Annotated in this window: 18 protein-coding genes; 4 read left to right on the forward strand and 14 right to left on the reverse strand. The window is 73.0% G+C overall.

Going from position 1 to position 16,402, the window contains the following annotated elements; all coding sequences use genetic code 11:
• Window positions 1-149 precede the first annotated feature (149 nt).
• Window positions 150-1,070: a hypothetical protein gene (locus ACGFX4_RS30160; RefSeq protein ID WP_393080885.1), complete on the forward strand. Its 921-nt coding sequence runs from the start codon at window positions 150-152 to the stop codon at window positions 1,068-1,070.
• Between the two features lie 4 nt (window positions 1,071-1,074).
• Here the strand turns inward: ACGFX4_RS30160 and mutM are convergent, their stop codons facing one another.
• From mutM to ACGFX4_RS30210, 10 genes are all read right to left on the reverse strand, one after another.
• Entirely contained in the window at window positions 1,075-1,929 is an 855-nt protein-coding gene (gene mutM / locus ACGFX4_RS30165) for a bifunctional DNA-formamidopyrimidine glycosylase/DNA-(apurinic or apyrimidinic site) lyase (RefSeq protein ID WP_393080887.1), read from the reverse strand.
• 41 nt (window positions 1,930-1,970) lie between these two features.
• A complete protein-coding gene (gene rnc / locus ACGFX4_RS30170; RefSeq protein ID WP_393080889.1) occupies window positions 1,971-2,753 on the reverse strand; it encodes a ribonuclease III in 783 nt (260 codons plus the stop codon).
• Between the two features lie 20 nt (window positions 2,754-2,773).
• Complete coding sequence (rpmF, locus tag ACGFX4_RS30175) at window positions 2,774-2,947, reverse strand: 50S ribosomal protein L32 (RefSeq protein ID WP_344639841.1); 174 nt, start codon at window positions 2,945-2,947, stop codon at window positions 2,774-2,776.
• Between the two features lie 2 nt (window positions 2,948-2,949).
• Window positions 2,950-3,594 carry a YceD family protein gene (locus ACGFX4_RS30180; protein WP_393080892.1) on the reverse strand — a complete coding sequence of 215 codons (645 nt, stop codon included), beginning with the start codon at window positions 3,592-3,594 and terminating at the stop codon, window positions 2,950-2,952.
• Window positions 3,595-3,745: 151 nt separating this feature from the next.
• Window positions 3,746-4,858, reverse strand: a complete 1,113-nt coding sequence (locus ACGFX4_RS30185; protein WP_393080895.1) for an ATP synthase F0 subunit B — start codon at window positions 4,856-4,858, stop codon at window positions 3,746-3,748.
• Window positions 4,859-4,983: 125 nt separating this feature from the next.
• Window positions 4,984-5,469 (reverse strand): pantetheine-phosphate adenylyltransferase, encoded by a 486-nt coding sequence (gene coaD, locus ACGFX4_RS30190; RefSeq protein ID WP_393080897.1) that lies wholly within the window; start codon window positions 5,467-5,469, stop codon window positions 4,984-4,986.
• Between the two features lie 27 nt (window positions 5,470-5,496).
• Window positions 5,497-6,081 (reverse strand): 16S rRNA (guanine(966)-N(2))-methyltransferase RsmD, encoded by a 585-nt coding sequence (rsmD, locus tag ACGFX4_RS30195; RefSeq protein ID WP_393080899.1) that lies wholly within the window; start codon window positions 6,079-6,081, stop codon window positions 5,497-5,499.
• Between the two features lie 76 nt (window positions 6,082-6,157).
• On the reverse strand, window positions 6,158-6,664 hold the full coding sequence (locus tag ACGFX4_RS30200) for a hypothetical protein (protein WP_345699106.1): 507 nt from the start codon (window positions 6,662-6,664) through the stop codon (window positions 6,158-6,160).
• 137 nt (window positions 6,665-6,801) lie between these two features.
• On the reverse strand, window positions 6,802-9,045 hold the full coding sequence (gene recG, locus ACGFX4_RS30205; RefSeq protein WP_393080902.1) for an ATP-dependent DNA helicase RecG: 2,244 nt from the start codon (window positions 9,043-9,045) through the stop codon (window positions 6,802-6,804).
• Between the two features lie 57 nt (window positions 9,046-9,102).
• On the reverse strand, window positions 9,103-10,725 hold the full coding sequence (locus tag ACGFX4_RS30210; protein ID WP_393080904.1) for a DAK2 domain-containing protein: 1,623 nt from the start codon (window positions 10,723-10,725) through the stop codon (window positions 9,103-9,105).
• Between the two features lie 294 nt (window positions 10,726-11,019).
• Between ACGFX4_RS30210 and rpmB the strand changes: the two genes are divergently transcribed.
• A complete protein-coding gene (gene rpmB / locus ACGFX4_RS30215) occupies window positions 11,020-11,205 on the forward strand; it encodes a 50S ribosomal protein L28 (RefSeq protein WP_344639849.1) in 186 nt (61 codons plus the stop codon).
• A 118-nt stretch (window positions 11,206-11,323) separates the two neighbouring features.
• On the opposite strand, the gene thiD is transcribed toward rpmB, so the two are convergent.
• The 3 genes from thiD to ACGFX4_RS30230 all read right to left on the reverse strand — a co-directional run bounded on the left by thiD (window position 11,324) and on the right by ACGFX4_RS30230 (window position 14,292).
• A complete protein-coding gene (thiD, locus tag ACGFX4_RS30220) occupies window positions 11,324-12,121 on the reverse strand; it encodes a bifunctional hydroxymethylpyrimidine kinase/phosphomethylpyrimidine kinase (RefSeq protein ID WP_393080907.1) in 798 nt (265 codons plus the stop codon).
• 23 nt (window positions 12,122-12,144) lie between these two features.
• Window positions 12,145-13,170 carry an ATP-dependent 6-phosphofructokinase gene (locus ACGFX4_RS30225; RefSeq protein WP_393080910.1) on the reverse strand — a complete coding sequence of 342 codons (1,026 nt, stop codon included), beginning with the start codon at window positions 13,168-13,170 and terminating at the stop codon, window positions 12,145-12,147.
• Between the two features lie 153 nt (window positions 13,171-13,323).
• Window positions 13,324-14,292: a thiamine-phosphate kinase gene (locus tag ACGFX4_RS30230; protein WP_393080913.1), complete on the reverse strand. Its 969-nt coding sequence runs from the start codon at window positions 14,290-14,292 to the stop codon at window positions 13,324-13,326.
• Window positions 14,293-14,465: 173 nt separating this feature from the next.
• Here ACGFX4_RS30230 and ACGFX4_RS30235 point away from each other — a divergent pair, with 173 nt between their 5' ends.
• Both ACGFX4_RS30235 and ACGFX4_RS30240 read left to right on the forward strand, forming a co-directional pair.
• Window positions 14,466-14,699 (forward strand): Lrp/AsnC family transcriptional regulator, encoded by a 234-nt coding sequence (locus ACGFX4_RS30235; protein ID WP_393080915.1) that lies wholly within the window; start codon window positions 14,466-14,468, stop codon window positions 14,697-14,699.
• A 20-nt stretch (window positions 14,700-14,719) separates the two neighbouring features.
• Window positions 14,720-15,223 carry a DUF3515 domain-containing protein gene (locus ACGFX4_RS30240; protein WP_393080918.1) on the forward strand — a complete coding sequence of 168 codons (504 nt, stop codon included), beginning with the start codon at window positions 14,720-14,722 and terminating at the stop codon, window positions 15,221-15,223.
• A gap of 27 nt (window positions 15,224-15,250) precedes the next feature.
• Here the strand turns inward: ACGFX4_RS30240 and ACGFX4_RS30245 are convergent, their stop codons facing one another.
• Window positions 15,251-16,393 (reverse strand): D-alanine--D-alanine ligase family protein, encoded by a 1,143-nt coding sequence (locus ACGFX4_RS30245; protein ID WP_393080920.1) that lies wholly within the window; start codon window positions 16,391-16,393, stop codon window positions 15,251-15,253.
• Window positions 16,394-16,402 lie beyond the last annotated feature (9 nt).

Below are 16,402 nucleotides of genomic sequence, written 5' to 3' on the forward strand. Positions count from 1 at the left end.
CCCCGCTACCCAAGGTGGAGACACTCCCCCTTCCGCGTCCTCCCGGAGGCGGGGTCGGTCCCCGCCGAGCGGACGATGCCGGGGCCCGCCGGCACCGGGCATAGTGGTGCCTGCCCACGCGTCACCATGCTCGGAACCGGAGCCAGTCCTTGATCATCGGCCTTGTCACCGCCGTCGCCGCCTCCGCCTGCTACGGCACCGGCTCGGTCCTGCAAGCCCTCGGCACCCGCCGCTCGGCCCGGCAGGAGACCGCCGCCGGCGGCGCGACGACCGAACACGGCGGGCCGAGCCTGTCCTCCACCGCGAAGGCGGCGGTGACCTGGGAATTCATCCTCGGCACGGTGCTCGACTTCATCGGCTTCGGGCTGGGCGCGCTGGCCGCGCGCCTGCTGCCGCTGTTCCTGTCGCAGACCATCATCAGCGCCAACCTGGTGATCACCGCGGTGCTCAGCGTCAAACTGCTCGGCCTGCGGCTGAAGCAGCTGGAGTGGGTCTCGATCGGGGTGCTGTGCAGTGCCCTGGTCCTGCTCGCCGTCGCCGCCGGGCCGGAGGGCGAGCACCACGCGCCGATGTCCTTCCACTGGTGGCTGCTGGCCGGGTCCGTGGTGCTGATCGCCGGCGGCAGCCTGATCGTCCGCCGGCTCGGCCGCAGCGGCGCCATCGTCGCCGGCCTGCTCTCCGGCCTCGGCTTCGGCGCGCTCGGCATCGGCGTGCGCATCCTGAACGGCGTCGAGCCCTTCCACCTCGGGCAGCTGCTCTCCGACCCGGCGCTGTACGCGATCCTGGTCGGCGGCATCGGCGGGATGTACCTGCACACCGTCGCCCTGCAGGTCGGCTCGGTGAACGGCGCGACCGCCGCCCTGGTGGTCGGCGAGACCGTCGTCCCGGGCGCGGTCGGCGTCATCTGGCTCGGCGACTCCTCCCGGGCCGGCCTCGGCTGGCTCGCCGCCTTCGGCTTCGTCCTCGCCGTCGTCAGCGCCGTCGGCGTCGCCTACTTCGGCGAGCACGAGACGGAGGACGCGAACCACCGCAGCCGCGAGGAGGAGCCGTCGGCGGCCCCGCAGCTCTGACGGCTCAGCGTGGGGGGCGCTGGCAGCGCGGGCAGAAGTAGCTGGACCGGTTCATCCAGGCGGCCCGTCGCATCGGCGTCCCGCACCGCCGGCACGGCTCGCCCTCCCGCCCGTACGCGTCCAGGTCGCGCGAGAAGTACCCGCTCTCGCCGTTGACGTTCACGTACAGGCTGTCGAAGCTGGTGCCGCCGACCGCCAGCGCCGCGTTCATCACGTCCCGTGCGTGGCCGAGCAGTTGCAGGGCGAGCGGCCGGGTCAGCGTGGCGGTCGCCCGGTCGTAGTGCAGCTTCGTCCGCCAGAGCGCCTCGTCGGCGTAGATGTTGCCGACGCCGCTGATCAGCGTCTGGTCGAGCAGCGCCCGCTTCACGGTGGTGCGCTTGGCCCGCAGCGCGCGGACGAACGCCTCGTCGTCGAAGCGCGGGTCGAGCGGGTCGCGGGCGATGTGCGCGATGGAGACCGGGGTGTGCTCGGGGTCGTCCGGCTCGGCCTCCTCGACGGCGAGGCCGCCGAAGGTCCGCTGGTCGACGAAGCGCAGCTCCCGGCCGCCGTCGGAGAAGCGCAGCCGCACCCGCAGGTGGATCTCGTCGGGCACCGCGGCGTCCTGCACCAGCAGTTGGCCGCTCATGCCGAGGTGGCCGACCATCGAGAGCCCGTTGCCCATCGGCACCCAGAGGTACTTGCCGCGCCGCTGCGCCGCGCCGAGGGTGGCGCCGGCCAGCATCGCGGTGAACTCGTCGGCACCGCCGCCCTGTCGGCGGACGGCGCGCGGGTGGAGGACTTGGGCGTCGGCGACGGTGCGGCCGGCGACCCAGCGGGCCAGACCGCGCCGTACCACCTCGACCTCGGGAAGCTCAGGCACCCGGCAAGTCTAGGCCTACCGGCCCATCGGGCCGGCAGGCCTCAGGCGGCTGCGCCCGAACCGGGCCGGTCGTCGCCGAACTTCGCCTTGATCGCCCGCCACGCGGACTCGGCGGCCTTCTGCTCCGCTTCCTTCTTGGAGCGGCCGCTGCCGGTGCCGTAGTCGTCGCCGGCCACCCGGGCCGCGGCGGTGAAGGTCTTCTCGTGGTCGGGACCGGTCTCGGTGACCACGTACTCGGGCACACCGATACCGACCGCCGCGGTCAGCTCCTGCAGGCTGGTCTTCCAGTCGAGACCGGCGCCGAGCTGGGCGGACTCCGCGATCAGCGGATCGAACAGGCGGTGGACGAACACCGTGGCGGCGTCCAGGCCCTGGTCGAGGTAGACCGCGCCGATCACGGCCTCGACGGTGTCGGCGAGGATCGACGACTTGTCACGGCCGCCGGTGCCCTCTTCGCCCTTGCCGAGGCGGATGAAGGAGCCGAGATCCAGGCCGCGGCCGACCTCGGCGAGCGCGCGGGAATTGACCACCGCGGCACGGAGCTTGGCGAGCGTGCCCTCGGCGACCTCCGGGTGGAGGCGGTAGAGGGTGTCGGTCACCACGAGGCCCAGCACCGAGTCGCCGAGGAACTCCAGGCGCTCGTTGGTGGGCAGGCCACCGTTCTCGTACGCGTACGAGCGGTGGGTCAAGGCGCGTACCAGAAGGGCGCGCTCGAGCGTGTACCCGAGGCGCCCTTCCAGAACGTCGTATTCGGTCGAAGCCGGCCCGCCGCTCTTGCCCCCTGCGGGAGCCTGCTTGCGAGAGGAGTTGTTTCCGTCCGACATCGAACCGTGCACCCCGCCGATCAGACCGAGAGGACCTGGCGACGGTTGTACGTGCCGCAGCTCGGGCACGCGATGTGCGCCAGCTTCGGCTCGTGGCAGCGGTCGCACGCGACGAGCGCGGGGGCGACAGCCTTCCACTGCGAACGGCGGTGGCGCGTGTTGCTGCGCGACATCTTCCGCTTCGGAACAGCCACGGCTACTTCTCCTGGTTCTCGGCGAGACCCTCACGGGTACCGCTGTTCTTGTCTTCGTCACCCTCGTCGCCGGGGGCGGCGGAGAGTCCCTGCAGAGCCGCCCACCGGGGGTCGGCGGCGTCGTGGTGGTGGTCCGGGTCGTCGCTCAGGCGTGCCCCGCACTCGGAGCACAGGCCCAGGCAGTCGTCCTGGCACACCGGCTGCAGCGGCAGTGCGAGCACCACCGCGTCACGCAGCACCGGCTGGAGGTCGAACAGGTCGCCCTCCAGGCGGTAAGTCTCCTCGTCCGACTCCTCGTCGAGGTCGTCGGTCCCGGTGGTCCGGGCGCGGTGACGCTCGTCGGACTCCGGGTAGTAGTACAGCTCCTGGAAGTCGACCTCCAGGTCGTCCTCCACCGGCTCCAGGCAGCGGGAGCACTCGCCCTCGACGTGGGCCTCGGCGGTGCCGGTCACCAGCACGCCCTCGACCACCGACTCCAGGCGGAGCTCCAGCGTGATCCCGCTCTTCTCGGGAACGCCGATCACGTCCGCGATCCCCAGGCCCTCGGGGGCCTCCAGGGAGCGGGACACCTTGCGCATCGAGCCGGGGCGACGGCCGAGCTCATGCGTGTCGAACACGAGCGGGTCGCGGTGGTCGAGGCGGTTCAAGGTGTCCTGACTTCCTGGCGGCGGCACGCATCCCTGCGTGGCGCGGATGGTTCTTGCGGAGCCCGTTCGCGGGCACACGGCGGCCCCAGCGCGAACAGGCCGGAGTGGTCAGACTACCGGAGAGAGGCGCCAGGCCCAACTTCGGTCGCCGTCAGCGGCCGCCGAGCTCCCGCAGCCGGGTCATGTCGATCATGCTGGTGTCGAAGAAGCTGGTCTCGTCCAGGCTGCCCTGCTGCGGCAGCTGCGCGGCCTGCTGCTGCTGCTGCGGGTAGCCGTACTGGTCGTAGCCCTGCTGGTAGCCCGCCTGCTGCTGCTGGTAGTACGGGTCCACCGGCTGCTGCTGGTAGGCGTACTGGTTGCCGTACGGGTCGACCTGCGGCGCCTGGGCCGGGTCGTAGCCGCCGCCGTACACCTCGGCGTACTGGGGGGCCTGCGGCTGCGCGTACGGGTCCTCGCCGGGGGCCTGCCAGCCGGCCGCGGCCGGGGTCTGCTCCGGCCAGCTCTGCTGCTGCGGGACCTCTTCGCGGTACCAGGGCTGCTCGGCGTCCTCCGCGGCGAAGCCGGCGGCGACCGCCTCGGCCCGGTCCTTGAGCTGCTGGGCCTCGTCGGCGGCGGCCAGGTAGGCGCCCAGCTCGTCGATCGGCGCCTTGCCGAGCAGCGTGTCGCGGCCCTTGCCGACCGCCTGCAGGGTGGCGCTCAGCACGCCCTCCAGGGTGGCGAGCTTCACATCGACGTACTCGTCCACCTCGGGGCTGGGGCTGAGCCGCGGCTGGAACTCCTCGCCGTCGGCCTCGCCCTCCGCCTCCGGCTCGTAGATGCCGGACTCGCCGCGCAGCTTGACCCGGCCGCGGCCGACCGCGCCCAGCGTCTTGGTCAGCACGACCTCGAAGTTGGCCAGCTTGGAGTCGACGTAGTCGTCCGCCTCGGCGCGCTTGCCCTGCACCTCGGCGCGGGCCTCGGCGAGGATCCGGTCCGCCTCCGCCTGGGCCTGGCGGACCACCTCGGTGTCGGAGATCAGCGAGCCGCGCTCGTCGTGCGCCCCGCGGATGATCTGGTCCGCCTGCGCCTGGGCGTCGGCCACCATGCTCTGGTGGTCGGCGACCACCGACTGGGCCTGCGCCAGCTCGGCCGGCATCGCCTCGCGCAGGTCGCGGAGCATCCCGGTCAGCTCGGCACGGTTCACCACGCAGGAGGCGGACATCGGCATCGCCTTGGCCTTCTCGACCATGGAGACGATCTCGTCGAGCTTCTGCTGCACGTCCACGGGCGTCTTCAGTCTTTCCGTGTGCCGCCGAGGTGCGGCGGAGGCAGACCCCGTCGGCGTCGCGGCGCCCACGGGGCGGGGATACAGACTGTACGTCCCCGGCCCCCCGACCTCACAACGCCCTGTCAGTTCTTCCGTTCGGCGATCCGCTCGACCAGTCGGGCGTTGACCACCCCGGGCAGCAGGTGGGAGACGTCGCCCCCGTACGAGGCGACCTCCTTCACCAGGCTGGAGGAGAGGAAGCTGTAGGTCGGCGAGGTCGGCACGAAGAGCGTCTCCACGCCGGTCAGCCCGTGGTTCATCTGGGCCATCTGCAGCTCGTAGTCGAAGTCGCTGACCGCGCGCAGGCCCTTGATGATCGCCGGGATGCCGCGGTCCCGGCAGAAGTCCACCAACAGGCCGCTGTGCGACTCCACCTCGATGTTGCCGTACTGGGCGGTGGTCTCCTCGATCAGCGCGATGCGCTCCTCGATGGTGAACATGCCCTGCTTGTTCTTGTTGATCAGCACCGCGACGTGCACGACGTCGTACAGCTTCGAGGCCCGCTCGATGATGTCGAGGTGGCCGTTGGTGATCGGGTCGAACGACCCAGGGCAGACGGCGCGGCGCATGTCGGGTGCTCCCTTGTGGGGTCGGTGCTACGAGTCTTGATCGGACTCGTCGGCGGCGCGACCGTACCAGAGGGTGCCCTCGCCGTACCGGCGCGAGCGGAGTGCGTCGAAGCCCTCCGGCCACAGGAACTCGCCGCCGCGAGTACTGCGTTCCACGGTGACGAGTGCATGCTCCGCTAGCCAGCCCCCGGCTGTCAGTGTGATCAGCATCTCGCGCACCTCCTCGTCGGTCACCGCGTACGGCGGATCGAGGAAGACCAGGTCGTACGGGGTCGCCGGCGGCGGGCCGGCGATCACCCGTTCGGCCTTGTCGGCGCGCACCTCGGCACCGGGCAGGCCCAGCGTCCGGACGTTCTCCCGGATGGTGCGCACCGCGCTCGCGTCGGACTCCACCAGCAGCGCGTGCTCCGCGCCCCGGGACAGCGCCTCCAGGCCGACCGCGCCGCTGCCGCCGAACAGGTCGAGCATCCGGGCACCGCGGATCGGCCCGCCCAGCGCCTCCAGCGTGGAGAACATCGCCTCCCGCGCCTTGTCGGACGTCGGCCGGGTGTTCCGGCCCGGCGGCACCGCCAACCGGCGGCCACCGGCCACCCCGGCAATCACGCGGGTCATGGGTCTCCTTCTCGCAGTTCGGCAACCACGATAAGGGGCGCGAGGCTCGGCCTCGCGCCCCTGTTTTCGGTTGCGCCTACGCCTCGGCCGCCCCCAGCAGCGCCGGCGAGGCGTAGCGGGACCAGCTCAGGCAGCCGTCGGGCGGGCAGTACTCGGGACGGCGCGGGTCGTGGCCGAGCTCGCGGAGCTTGGTGCGGACGGAGTCGGGCGTCCGCCCGTAGCGGGCGGCGATCCGGGCGATGGTCTCGCCGTCGTGGAAGCGGCGGACCAGCTCCTCCTCGTGCTGCGGCACCCACGGCGCGCCGTGCCCGGGGTACAGCTCGCGCAGCACGTCCCGGTCGGGGATCGGCTCGGAGACGTCGGCGACGATGGACAGCGCGCGCAGGGCGCGGTTGAGCGCGATCCGCAGGGAGGCGACGTCCTCCACCGGCAGCCGCAGTTCGCCGCTGGCGATCGGGATGGCGGACGCGCCCTCACGCCAGCCGGTCAGGGTGAGGGCGACTTCGCGGTCGTCCTCGCTGGCGAGCTCGATCCGGAAGACCTTGTCGCCGAGCGGGAGCTCGTTGAGGTGACGGAATGCCATGCAATGACCCCCAATTCTCGTGCCGGGGAAGCCCGTTGGCGTGCTCCCCGAACAACTTCATTCTCTCTTGGGGCACTGACAATCGGCGTCCCGTCAGGCCGGGGCACGGTCGGCGGGGTCGGAGGGGCCGACGGGGGTCAGCCCTTCTCCAGGTACTCCGCGCGGTCCTCGTCGAGCAGGCTCTCCAGGGCGGTGCGCAGCTCGGGGTGGGCGGCGAGGTCGGGGTCGGCGGCGACCAGCCGGGTGGCCTCGGCCCGGGCGGTGGCGATGACCTCCTCGTCGTCGAGCACCGAGAGGACCTTGAGCGAGGACTTCACCCCGGACTGGGCCTGGCCGAGGACGTCGCCCTCGCGCCGCTGCTCCAGGTCGATCCGGGAGAGCGCGAAGCCGTCCAGCGTGTCGGCCACCGCGTCCAGCCGGGCCCGCGCGGAGCTCGCCCCGGGCATCTCGCTGACCAGCAGGCACAGCCCTGCGGCGCTGCCGCGGCCGACCCGGCCGCGCAGCTGGTGGAGCTGGGAGACGCCGAACCGGTCCGCGTCCATGATCACCATCACGGTGGAGTTGGGGACGTTGACGCCGACCTCGATCACGGTGGTGGCGACCAGGACGTCCACCTCCCCCGCCGCGAAGCGCTTCATCACGTCGTCCTTGGCCTCGGGCGCGAGCCGCCCGTGCAGGATCTCCACCCGCAGCCCGGCGAGCGGGCCCCTGGTGAGCATCGCCGCGGTCTCCACCACCGACAGCGGCGGCCGCCGCTCGTCGCTGTCCGCGCCCGCGTCGCCGGGGTCGCCGAGGCCGGTGAGGTCCTCCAGGTCCTCCGCCGCCTTCCGCTTCTTCTTCCCGGCGCCCTTCGCGTCCGGCTCCTCGTCGCCGATCCGCGGGCAGACCACGTACGCCTGGTGGCCCTTGCCGACCTCCTCGCGGACCCGTTCCCAGGTGCGGGCCAGGAAGTTGGGCTTCTCCAGCGAGGGCACCACGTGGGTGGAGATCGGCGAGCGCCCGCTCGGCAGCTGGTCCAGCACCGAGGTCTCCAGGTCGCCGAAGACGGTCATCGCGACGGTCCGCGGGATCGGCGTCGCGGTCATCACCAGCAGGTGCGGCGGCTGGCCGCCCTTGGCGCGCAGCGCGTCCCGCTGCTCGACGCCGAAGCGGTGCTGCTCGTCGACGACGACCAGGCCGAGGTCCTGGAACTGGACCTTGTCCTCGATCAGGGCGTGGGTGCCGATGGTGATGCCGGCGTCGCCGCAGGCCATGTCGAGCATCGCCTGGCGCCGCGCGGGGGTGCCCATCGAGCCGGTGAGCAGCGCGACCCGGGTGCCCTGCTCGGAGCCGCCGAGCATGCCGCCCTCGGCGAGGTCGCCCATCATCTCGACGATCGAGCGGTGGTGCTGCTGGGCGAGCACCTCGGTGGGCGCGAGCAGCGCGGCCTGCCCGCCGGCGTCGACCACGGCGAGCATCGCGCGCAGCGCGACCAGCGTCTTGCCGGAGCCGACCTCGCCCTGGAGCAGCCGGTGCATCGGGTGGTCGGTGGCGAGGTCGGCGAAGATCTCGCCGCACACCTTCTGCTGCCCCTCGGTCAGGGTGAAGGGCAGTCGGGCGTCGAAGGCGTCCAGCAGACCGCCGGGGACGGCCTCGCGCGGGACGGCTGGCAGCGCGGAGTCGGCGGCCCGGCGCTGGGCGAGCGCGACCTGGAGGACGAACGCCTCGTCCCAGGGCAGGCGTTGCTGGGCGCGCTCGCGGTCGGCCTGGCTGCGCGGGCGGTGGATCAGCTCCAGTGCCTCGGGCAGCGGGATCAGGTCGTGGTCGGCGCGCAGCTCGGCGGGCAGCGGTTCGCCGACGTCGCCGAGGTGCTTGGTGAGCGCGGTGTCGATGCAGATGGACAGCTTCCAGCTGGGCATCTGGGCGCTGGCCGGGTAGACCGGGATCAGCCGCCCGGCGAACTGCGCGGCGGCGGTGCCTTCGCTGCCTTCGGTCTCGTCGAGCAGCTGGTAGTCGGGCGAGGCGAGCTGCCGGGTGCGGTTGAACAGGCCGACCTTGCCGGCGAACAGGCCCTGCGCGCCGGGGCGCAGCTCCTTCTGCCGCCAGCCCTGGTTGAAGAAGACCAGCGACAGCCGGGCCCGGCCGTCGGTGACCACGACCTCCAGCCGGTCGCCCTTGCGGCCGCGGAAGGGGATCAGGGTGACCTTCTCGATCCGGGCCAGCACGGTGACGTGTTCGTCGACCTCCAGCTCGTCCAGGCTGGTGAGCTGGCCGCGCTCGACGTACCGGCGCGGGTAGTGGTGCAGCAGGTCGCCGACCGTGCGCAGCTTGAGGCTGTCGGCGAGGACCTTGGCGGTACGGTCGCCGACCAGCTTGGTCAGTGGTTCATCGAGAGCGCCCATCGTGACCTGTTTACACCACCGCGGGGACAGACCGGGCGAGCGCTCACTCGACGCCGGTCACTCGACGCCGATCAGCAGCAGGGCCGCCTCCTGGCCGCCGGGGTAGGCGACGGTGTCGACCTCGGGGCGGGTCCGGCGGGCGTGCGCGAGCAGCCGGTCGGTGAGGCCGGCGGGGAGCTCGTCGCCGAGGACCAGGGTGACCAGCTCGCCGCCGCCGGCCAGCATCCGGTCGAGCAGGGTGACGGCGGTGTCGCCGATGTCGTCGCCGATCACCACCACGTCGCCGTCGATCAGGCCGAGCACGTCGCCGGCCTGGCAGACGCCCGCCATGGTCCAGGACTCCCCTTCGGCGAGGGCGAGTTCGGCGTGCCGGGTGGCGCCGGCGGCGGAGGTCATGGTGACCACGTCCTCGTCGAAGCGCCGGGTGGCGTCGTGCACGGCGAGCGCCGCCAGGCCCTGGACCGGGGAGCGGGTGGGCAGCACGGCGATCCGCAGGCCCTCCTCGCGCAGCTGGTCGGCGGCGGCCCCGGCGGCGGCCCGCAGTTCGGGGTCGTTGAGCAGCAGGATCACCTCGCGGGCGGCGCAGCGGCGGACCGCCTCGGCGAGTTCGGCGCTGGCCGGCGGCCGGTCCGGGTCGGCGGGCAGCACGGCGGAGCCGGCCTGGGCGCAGAGTTCGGCGAGGCCGGTGCCGGAGACCACGCTGAGCACGGCGCGGCCGTGCGAGACGGTCTCCTCCCGCTCGCCGGCGCGGGCGGCCGCCTCGGCGAAGTGCGTGATCCGGATCCGGTACGGCCGGCCGGCCTCGACGCCGGCCTCCACGGCGGCGCCCGCGTCGTCCACGTGCACGTGGACGTTCCACAGGCCGTCGCCGCCGCCGATCACCAGGGAGTCGCCGAGCCCGGCGAGCCGTTCGCGCAGTACGGGCAGCGCGTGGTCCGGCGCGTCCAGCAGGTAGATCACCTCGAAGGCGGGGTGCCCGGGGCCGGGCGGCCGCTCGTGGCCCTCGCAGCCGGGGGCGTGCGCGACGGAGATCTCCTGCCGCAGGGCGACCGGGCCCATCGGGGTCTGGCCGGCGACGGCGTCGACCAGCGCGCCGAGCACCGCGACCAGTCCGCGCCCGCCGGCGTCGACCACCCCGGCCTCGGCGAGCACGTCCAGCTGGTCGGGGGTGCGCAGCAGCGCCTCGCGGGCGGCCCGGTAGGCGGTCTCGGCCACCGCGGTCAGGCCTTCCTGCTGCCGGTCCGCGGTCCGCGCGGCGGTGGCCGCGACGGTGAGCAGCGTCCCCTCGACCGGTTCGGCGACGGCCTGGTAGGCCGCCTCGGCGGCCCGCAGCAGTGCCTTGCGCAGCGCCTGGGGGCTGCCGCCGTGCGCGGCCAGCACCTCGGCGAAGCCGCGCAGCCACTGCGCGAGGATCACCCCGGAGTTGCCGCGCGCCCCGATCAGCGCCCCGCGCGCGGCGGCGGTGGCGGCCGGTCCGAGCGCGGGCTGCTCGGGCCCGGCGAACGCCGCGTCCAGCGCCTCGGCGGCGGACTCCACGGTCAGGTAGAGGTTGGTGCCGGTGTCGCCGTCCGGAACCGGGTAGACGTTGAGCGCGTCGATCTCCTCGCGGGCCTGACCGAGGGCGGTCAGCGCCAGGCGGCACCAGGTGCGGACGGCGATGGCGTCGAGCGTGTCCAGCACCAGGTCTCCTCCGGGTGAACGCCACGGGAACGCGACGGGACGCGGTGGCGGGGGCGATGCTGGCAGGTTATCGGTGCGGGAGTCGCGTCCGCGCTGGCAGGACGGCTTGTACGCCGACGATCACGGCCCCGGGCGTGGTAGTTTCGTGGGGCGGGAGCAACCGTTGTATGCTCTCACGGTTGCCTGGAACAACCCGGGCTCACCCCTTGATCCGATCCGGTCCACGCGAGTGGTCCGGAGGGCTCAGCCGGGGTTTTCCGAAAGTAACTGATCTGAAGTCTTGGAGTGACTCCTGTGGCTGCCAACTGCGACGTCTGCGGCAAGGGGCCGGGCTTCGGCAACAGCATCTCCCACTCGCACCGCCGTACCTCCCGTCGTTGGAACCCCAACATTCAGACGGTGCGCGCTGTGATTGGGCGTACGCCGAAGCGGCTCAATGTCTGCACCTCGTGCATCAAGGCCGGTAAGGTCTCGCGCTGACGCGCAGACCGGTAAGCCGGTCCTCCGGAAAGCCGATCCACCCTCGGGTGGGTCGGCTCTCTGTTTTTCCGGTGCCGTGCGGTGCGCGGCCCCGCCGGGGCGGGGCCGCCCGGGCGCCTCAGCGCTCGCGCCAGAAGTGGTCGACCGGGCCGATGCCGGCGCCGAGCGCGAAGCCGTGCTCGATGGCGCCGGTGATGTAGGCCTTCGCGGCCGCGACCGCGTCCGGCAGGTCGGCGCCCTTGGCGAGCTCCGCGGCGATCGAGCTGGCCAGGGTGCAGCCGGTGCCGTGGGTGTGCCGGTTGTCGTGGCGCGGCGCGCGGTACCAGTGCTGTTCGCCGTCGGCGCCCAGCAGCAGGTCGGCGGCCTCGCCCTCCAGGTGGCCGCCCTTGACCAGCACCCAGCGCGGCCCGAGGTCGAGCAGCGCCTTCGCCGCGTCGGCCATCTGCGCCTCGCTCGCCACCACCCGGCCGGTGAGCTGGGTCACCTCGTGCAGGTTGGGGGTGGCGAGGGTGGCGACCGGCAGCAGCCGCTCGCGGACGGTCGCGACGGCCTCGGCGGCGAGCAGCGCGTCGCCGTGCTTGGAGACGCCGACCGGGTCGACGACGACCGGCGCGTCCACGCCGGCGAGCAGCTCGGACACCGTCTCGACCAGCTCGATCGAGGCGAGCATGCCGGTCTTCACGGCCTGCACGCCGATGTCGTCGACGACGCTGCGGAACTGGGCGCGGACGGCCTCGGCGGGCAGTTCCCAGTAGCCCTGGACGCCGAGCGAGTTCTGCGCGGTGACCGCGGTGATCACGCTCATCCCGTGGACGCCGAGGGCGAGCATCGCCTTGAGGTCGGCCTGGATGCCGGCGCCGCCGCCGCTGTCGGAGCCGGCGACGGTGAGGACACGGGGCGGAGCGCTGGAGACCATGCGCCCAACCTACCGGGCCGCTGCTACAGCACGGCTTCGGATTCCGCCCAGCGGTCCTCGGGCACCGTCTTCAGCTGCACCACCGCGTCGGCGATCGGCAGCAGCTCGACATTGTTGCCGCGCAGCGCGGTGAAGTGGCCGAAGGCGCCCTTGTGGACGGCCTCGACGGCGTGCCAGCCGAACCGGGTGGCGAGGACGCGGTCGCGGGCGGTGGGGGTGCCGCCGCGCTGGGTGTGGCCGAGGATGACCGGACGGGCCTCCGTGCCGAGGATGTCCTCCAGCTCGTGGGCGAGCCGGTTGCCGATGCCGCCGAAGGTCTGGTGGCCGTACTGGTCGACCTGGCCGTGCTCGAAGCGCAGCGTGCCGGGCGCCGGCTTGGCGCCCTCGGCGACCGCGATGATGGCGAACTTCTTGCCGCGCCGGAAGCGCTCCTCGACCATCCTGGCGACCGCCTCGATGTCGAACGGCTTCTCCGGGATGAGGATGCCGTGGGCGCCGCCGGCCACGCCCGCGGTCAGCGTGATCCAGCCGGTGTGCCGGCCCATCAGCTCCACCACCATCACCCGCTGGTGGGACTCGGCGGTGGTCTTGAGCCGGTCGATCGCCTCGGTGGCGACGTGCACGGCGGTGTCGAAGCCGAAGGTGACGTCGGTGGCGTCGATGTCGTTGTCGATGGTCTTCGGCACGCCGACGACCGGCAGTCCGGCGTCGCTGAACAGCTTGGCCGCGGTCAGCGTGCCCTCGCCGCCGATCGCGATCAGCGCGTCGATGTCCAGGCCCCGGGCGAGCTCCGCGGCGTTGTCGACGGCCCAGCGGATCCGCTCGCGCTGGACCCGGGCCGAGCCGAGGACGGTGCCGCCCAGGGTGAGCAGACCGGTCACGTCGTCGTGCGAGATCGGCCGGGCCCGGCCCTCGATCAGGCCGAGGAAGCCGTCCTCGATGCCGATGATCTCGTCGCCGTGGACGTCGGTGCCGCGGTGCACCACGGACCGGATCACCGCGTTGAGGCCCGGGCAGTCACCGCCGCTGGTCAGGACGCCGATTCGCATGGTGGCTGGGTCTCCCGCTCCTGGGGCGGCGCAGGCCCCCGAGTAGTTGGATCCGAACATCCGGACGGACCCGGACATACCGGACCGTCCGACAGCGCAAGACTACGCGCTCCGCCCGTCCGGGGACCCCTCAGCGCGCCACCGCAAGCCGGGCTACTCCGAGCCGAAGTGGTCCCAGCCGCCCGCGCGGTCCCAGGGGGCGCCGTCGACGGTGACGCGGCCCCCGCGCGCGGGGTTGGCGGTCCGGACCACCTCGCCGACCACCCGCCAGCGGGCCGGCAGCTGGACGGTCTTCGGGAAGGTCGCCACGATCGCGTGGTCCTCCCCGCCGGAGAGCACCCATACAAGCGGATCCACGCCCACGGCCTGGCCGATGTCCGCCATCTGGGCAGGCACGTCGAAGTCGGCGGCGTGCAGGTCGATGTCGACCCCGCTGGCCTTGGCGACGTGGCCGAGGTCGGCGACCAGGCCGTCGCTGACGTCCACCATCGCGGTGGCGCCGAGGTCGGCCCCGGCGGGGCCCGCGTGGTACGGCGGCTCGGGCCGGCGGTGCGCCTCGACGAACGCGCGCGGTGAGCGGAAGCCGCGCTGCAGCACGGTCAGCCCGGCGGCCGACCAGCCCAGCCAGCCGGTCACCGCCACCACGTCGCCGACCTGCGCGCCGCTGCGCACCACCGGCGCCCGGCCCTGCAGGTCGCCGAGCGCGGTGATCGCCAGCGTGATGGTGTCGCCGCGGACCACGTCCCCGCCGACCACGGTGGCGCCGGCCACCTGGCACTCGTCGCGCAGCCCGTCCATCAGCTCGGTGGCCCAGGTGGTGGGCAGGTCGGCGGGCGCGACCAGGCCGAGCAGGATCGCGGTGGGCACCGCGCCCATCGCCGCCACGTCGGCGAGGTTCTGCGCGGCGGACTTGCGGCCCACGTCGTACGCGGTGGACCAGTCCCGGCGGAAGTGCCGACCCTCGATCAGCACGTCGGTGGTGGCGACCACCCGGCCGTCCGAGGCCTTCACCACGGCGGCGTCGTCGCCCGGCCCGAGGTCGACGGCCGGGGTCAGCGGCAGCCGGGCGGTCAGCTCCCGGATGAGGCCGAACTCACCGAGCTCGCCCACGGTCCCCTGCATCAGCCGTCCTCCCGGTCCAACGGTGTCGAGTAGTCAGTGCCTGGACGCACGCGCCCCCGCGCGCAGCGTACGCCCTGTGCCCGTGCAGATGTCTCCCCTACCCGGGGTGGGGCGCGGTAGCGTGGTGATCAGACCGCTGGCCGGTCCACCCACCCATGCCGCTGGAGGTCTCCGTGGTACAGGCGTACATCCTGATTCAGACCGAGGTGGGCAAGGCCACCGCGGTGGCGCAGTCCATCACCAAGATCCCGGGCGTGGTCACCGCCGAGGACGTCACCGGCCCGTACGACGTGATCGTGCGCGCCGAGGCCGGCTCGATCGACGACCTGGGCCGGCTGGTGGTGGCACAGGTCCAGCAGGTCGAGGGCATCACGCGGACGCTGACCTGTCCGGTGGTCCGGCTGTAGGGCCCGGTTACCATCGGCGGGTGGTCCGATCCGTTCTGAGCCGACTGCCCGCGCCGGTGCGCTGGCTCGCGCCCCCCGCCGCCCTGCTGGGCTGCACGGTCCTGCTGGCGACCGCGTGGTCCTCGCCCGAGGACGTCGCGCCGCCGGTGCCGCGCGCGTCGGCGGTGGCCGCGTGCGAGGCGCTGGACCGGGCACTGCCCGCGAAGGTGCTCGGCCACGAGCGCCAGGACCCCTCCCCCGCCTCCCCGTACACGGCGGCCTGGGGCAGCTCGCCGCGCACCGTGCTGCGCTGCGGCATCGAGCGGCCCGACTACCTGGACGACGACCCGCTGAAGCAGTCCCCCGAGGTCAACGGCGTGCAGTTCGGCATGGGCCCGGACGGTGCGGGCGGGTACTGGTTCGTCACCACGCTGCGCCGGGCGTACGTGGAGATCCACGTGCCGAAGGGCGCGTACCCGGGCCCGCTGGACCCGCTGAACTCGCTGACCGACGCCATCACCGCGACGGTCCCCCCCGGCCTGTAGGCCGGCGGGGACCGAGGGGCGCGGGGGTCAGCGCAGGCCGGTGGAGCGGCGCAGCGCGGCACCGAGCAGGCGGTCGATCAGCTCGCTGTAGGACAGGCCGCTGGCCTCCCACATCTTCGGGTACGCCGAGATGGGGGTGAAGCCGGGCATGGTGTTGATCTCGTTGACCATCCACCGGCCGTCGTTCAGCAGGAAGAAGTCGACCCGGGCGAGGCCCTCGCAGCCGAGCGCCTCGAACGCGGCGACGGCCTGCCGGCGGATCTCCGCCGTCTCGTCCTCCGACAGCCTGGCCGGGATCTCGACCTCGGAGGAGTCGATGTACTTGGCCTCGAAGTCGTAGAACTCGAAGTCGCCGCCGACCAGGATCTCGGCCGGGACGCTGGCCCGCGGGCCGTCCTCGAACTCCAGCACCGCGCACTCGATCTCGCGGCCCTCGACGCCCAGCTCGACGATCACCTTGGGGTCGTGCCGGCGGGCCTCCTCGATCGCCCCGTCCAGGTCGGCGAGGTCCTTGACCTTGGTGATGCCGATGGACGAGCCGGCCCGGCAGGGCTTGACGAACAGCGGCAGCCCGAGCGCCTCGACGCGGGAGCGCGCGGCGGCGCGGCCGGCCTCGCTCTCCCACTCGCGCGGCTTGATCACCGTGTAGCTGCCGGCGAAGATCCCGTTGGACTCCAGGACCCGCTTGGTGAACTCCTTGTCCATGCCGACCGCGCTGGCGAGCACGCCGGAGCCGACGTACGGGACGCCGGAGAGCTCCAGCAGGCCCTGGATGGTGCCGTCCTCGCCCCACGGGCCGTGCAGCAGCGGCAGCACCACGTCGACCTCGCCGAGCACCTTCGGGGTGGCGCCCGGCTCGCTCAGGACCACCTCGCGGCTGGCCGGGCTGCCCGGCAGCGCGACCTGGCCCTCGGTCGACTCGGCGACCTGGTCGACGTCCGGCAGCCGGCCGTCGGTGATGGACATCCGGGCCGGCGCGTCGGCGACCAGCGCCCAGCGGCCCTCGTGGGTGATGCCGATCGGCAGCACCTCGTACTTGCTCCGGTCGATCGCCTTGAGCACGCTGCCGGCCGTGGAGACCGAGATGCCGTGCTCCGAGCTGCGGCCGCCGAAGACGATCGCGACGCGCGGCTTGGCCGCGTGGTTCGGGGAGGTCTGTTCGATGCTCATATCGCTTTT

The sequence above is a fragment of the Kitasatospora sp. NPDC048365 genome, from assembly GCF_043200835.1.
In the GTDB taxonomy this organism is placed as follows: Bacteria; Actinomycetota; Actinomycetes; order Streptomycetales; family Streptomycetaceae; genus Kitasatospora; species Kitasatospora terrestris.

Coding starts and splice junctions, on each gene's coding strand:
- coaD (WP_393080897.1), bottom strand. CDS start 5,469: ATGCGCCGCGCCGTCTGCCCTGGGTCGTTCGACCCGATCACCAACGGC.
- ACGFX4_RS30230 (WP_393080913.1), bottom strand. CDS start 14,292: ATGCAGGGGACCGTGGGCGAGCTCGGTGAGTTCGGCCTCATCCGGGAG.
- thiD (WP_393080907.1), bottom strand. CDS start 12,121: ATGGTCTCCAGCGCTCCGCCCCGTGTCCTCACCGTCGCCGGCTCCGAC.
- rsmD (WP_393080899.1), bottom strand. CDS start 6,081: ATGACCCGCGTGATTGCCGGGGTGGCCGGTGGCCGCCGGTTGGCGGTG.
- recG (WP_393080902.1), bottom strand. CDS start 9,045: ATGGGCGCTCTCGATGAACCACTGACCAAGCTGGTCGGCGACCGTACC.
- ACGFX4_RS30225 (WP_393080910.1), bottom strand. CDS start 13,170: ATGCGAATCGGCGTCCTGACCAGCGGCGGTGACTGCCCGGGCCTCAAC.
- ACGFX4_RS30200 (WP_345699106.1), bottom strand. CDS start 6,664: ATGGCATTCCGTCACCTCAACGAGCTCCCGCTCGGCGACAAGGTCTTC.
- ACGFX4_RS30245 (WP_393080920.1), bottom strand. CDS start 16,393: ATGAGCATCGAACAGACCTCCCCGAACCACGCGGCCAAGCCGCGCGTC.
- rnc (WP_393080889.1), bottom strand. CDS start 2,753: ATGTCGGACGGAAACAACTCCTCTCGCAAGCAGGCTCCCGCAGGGGGC.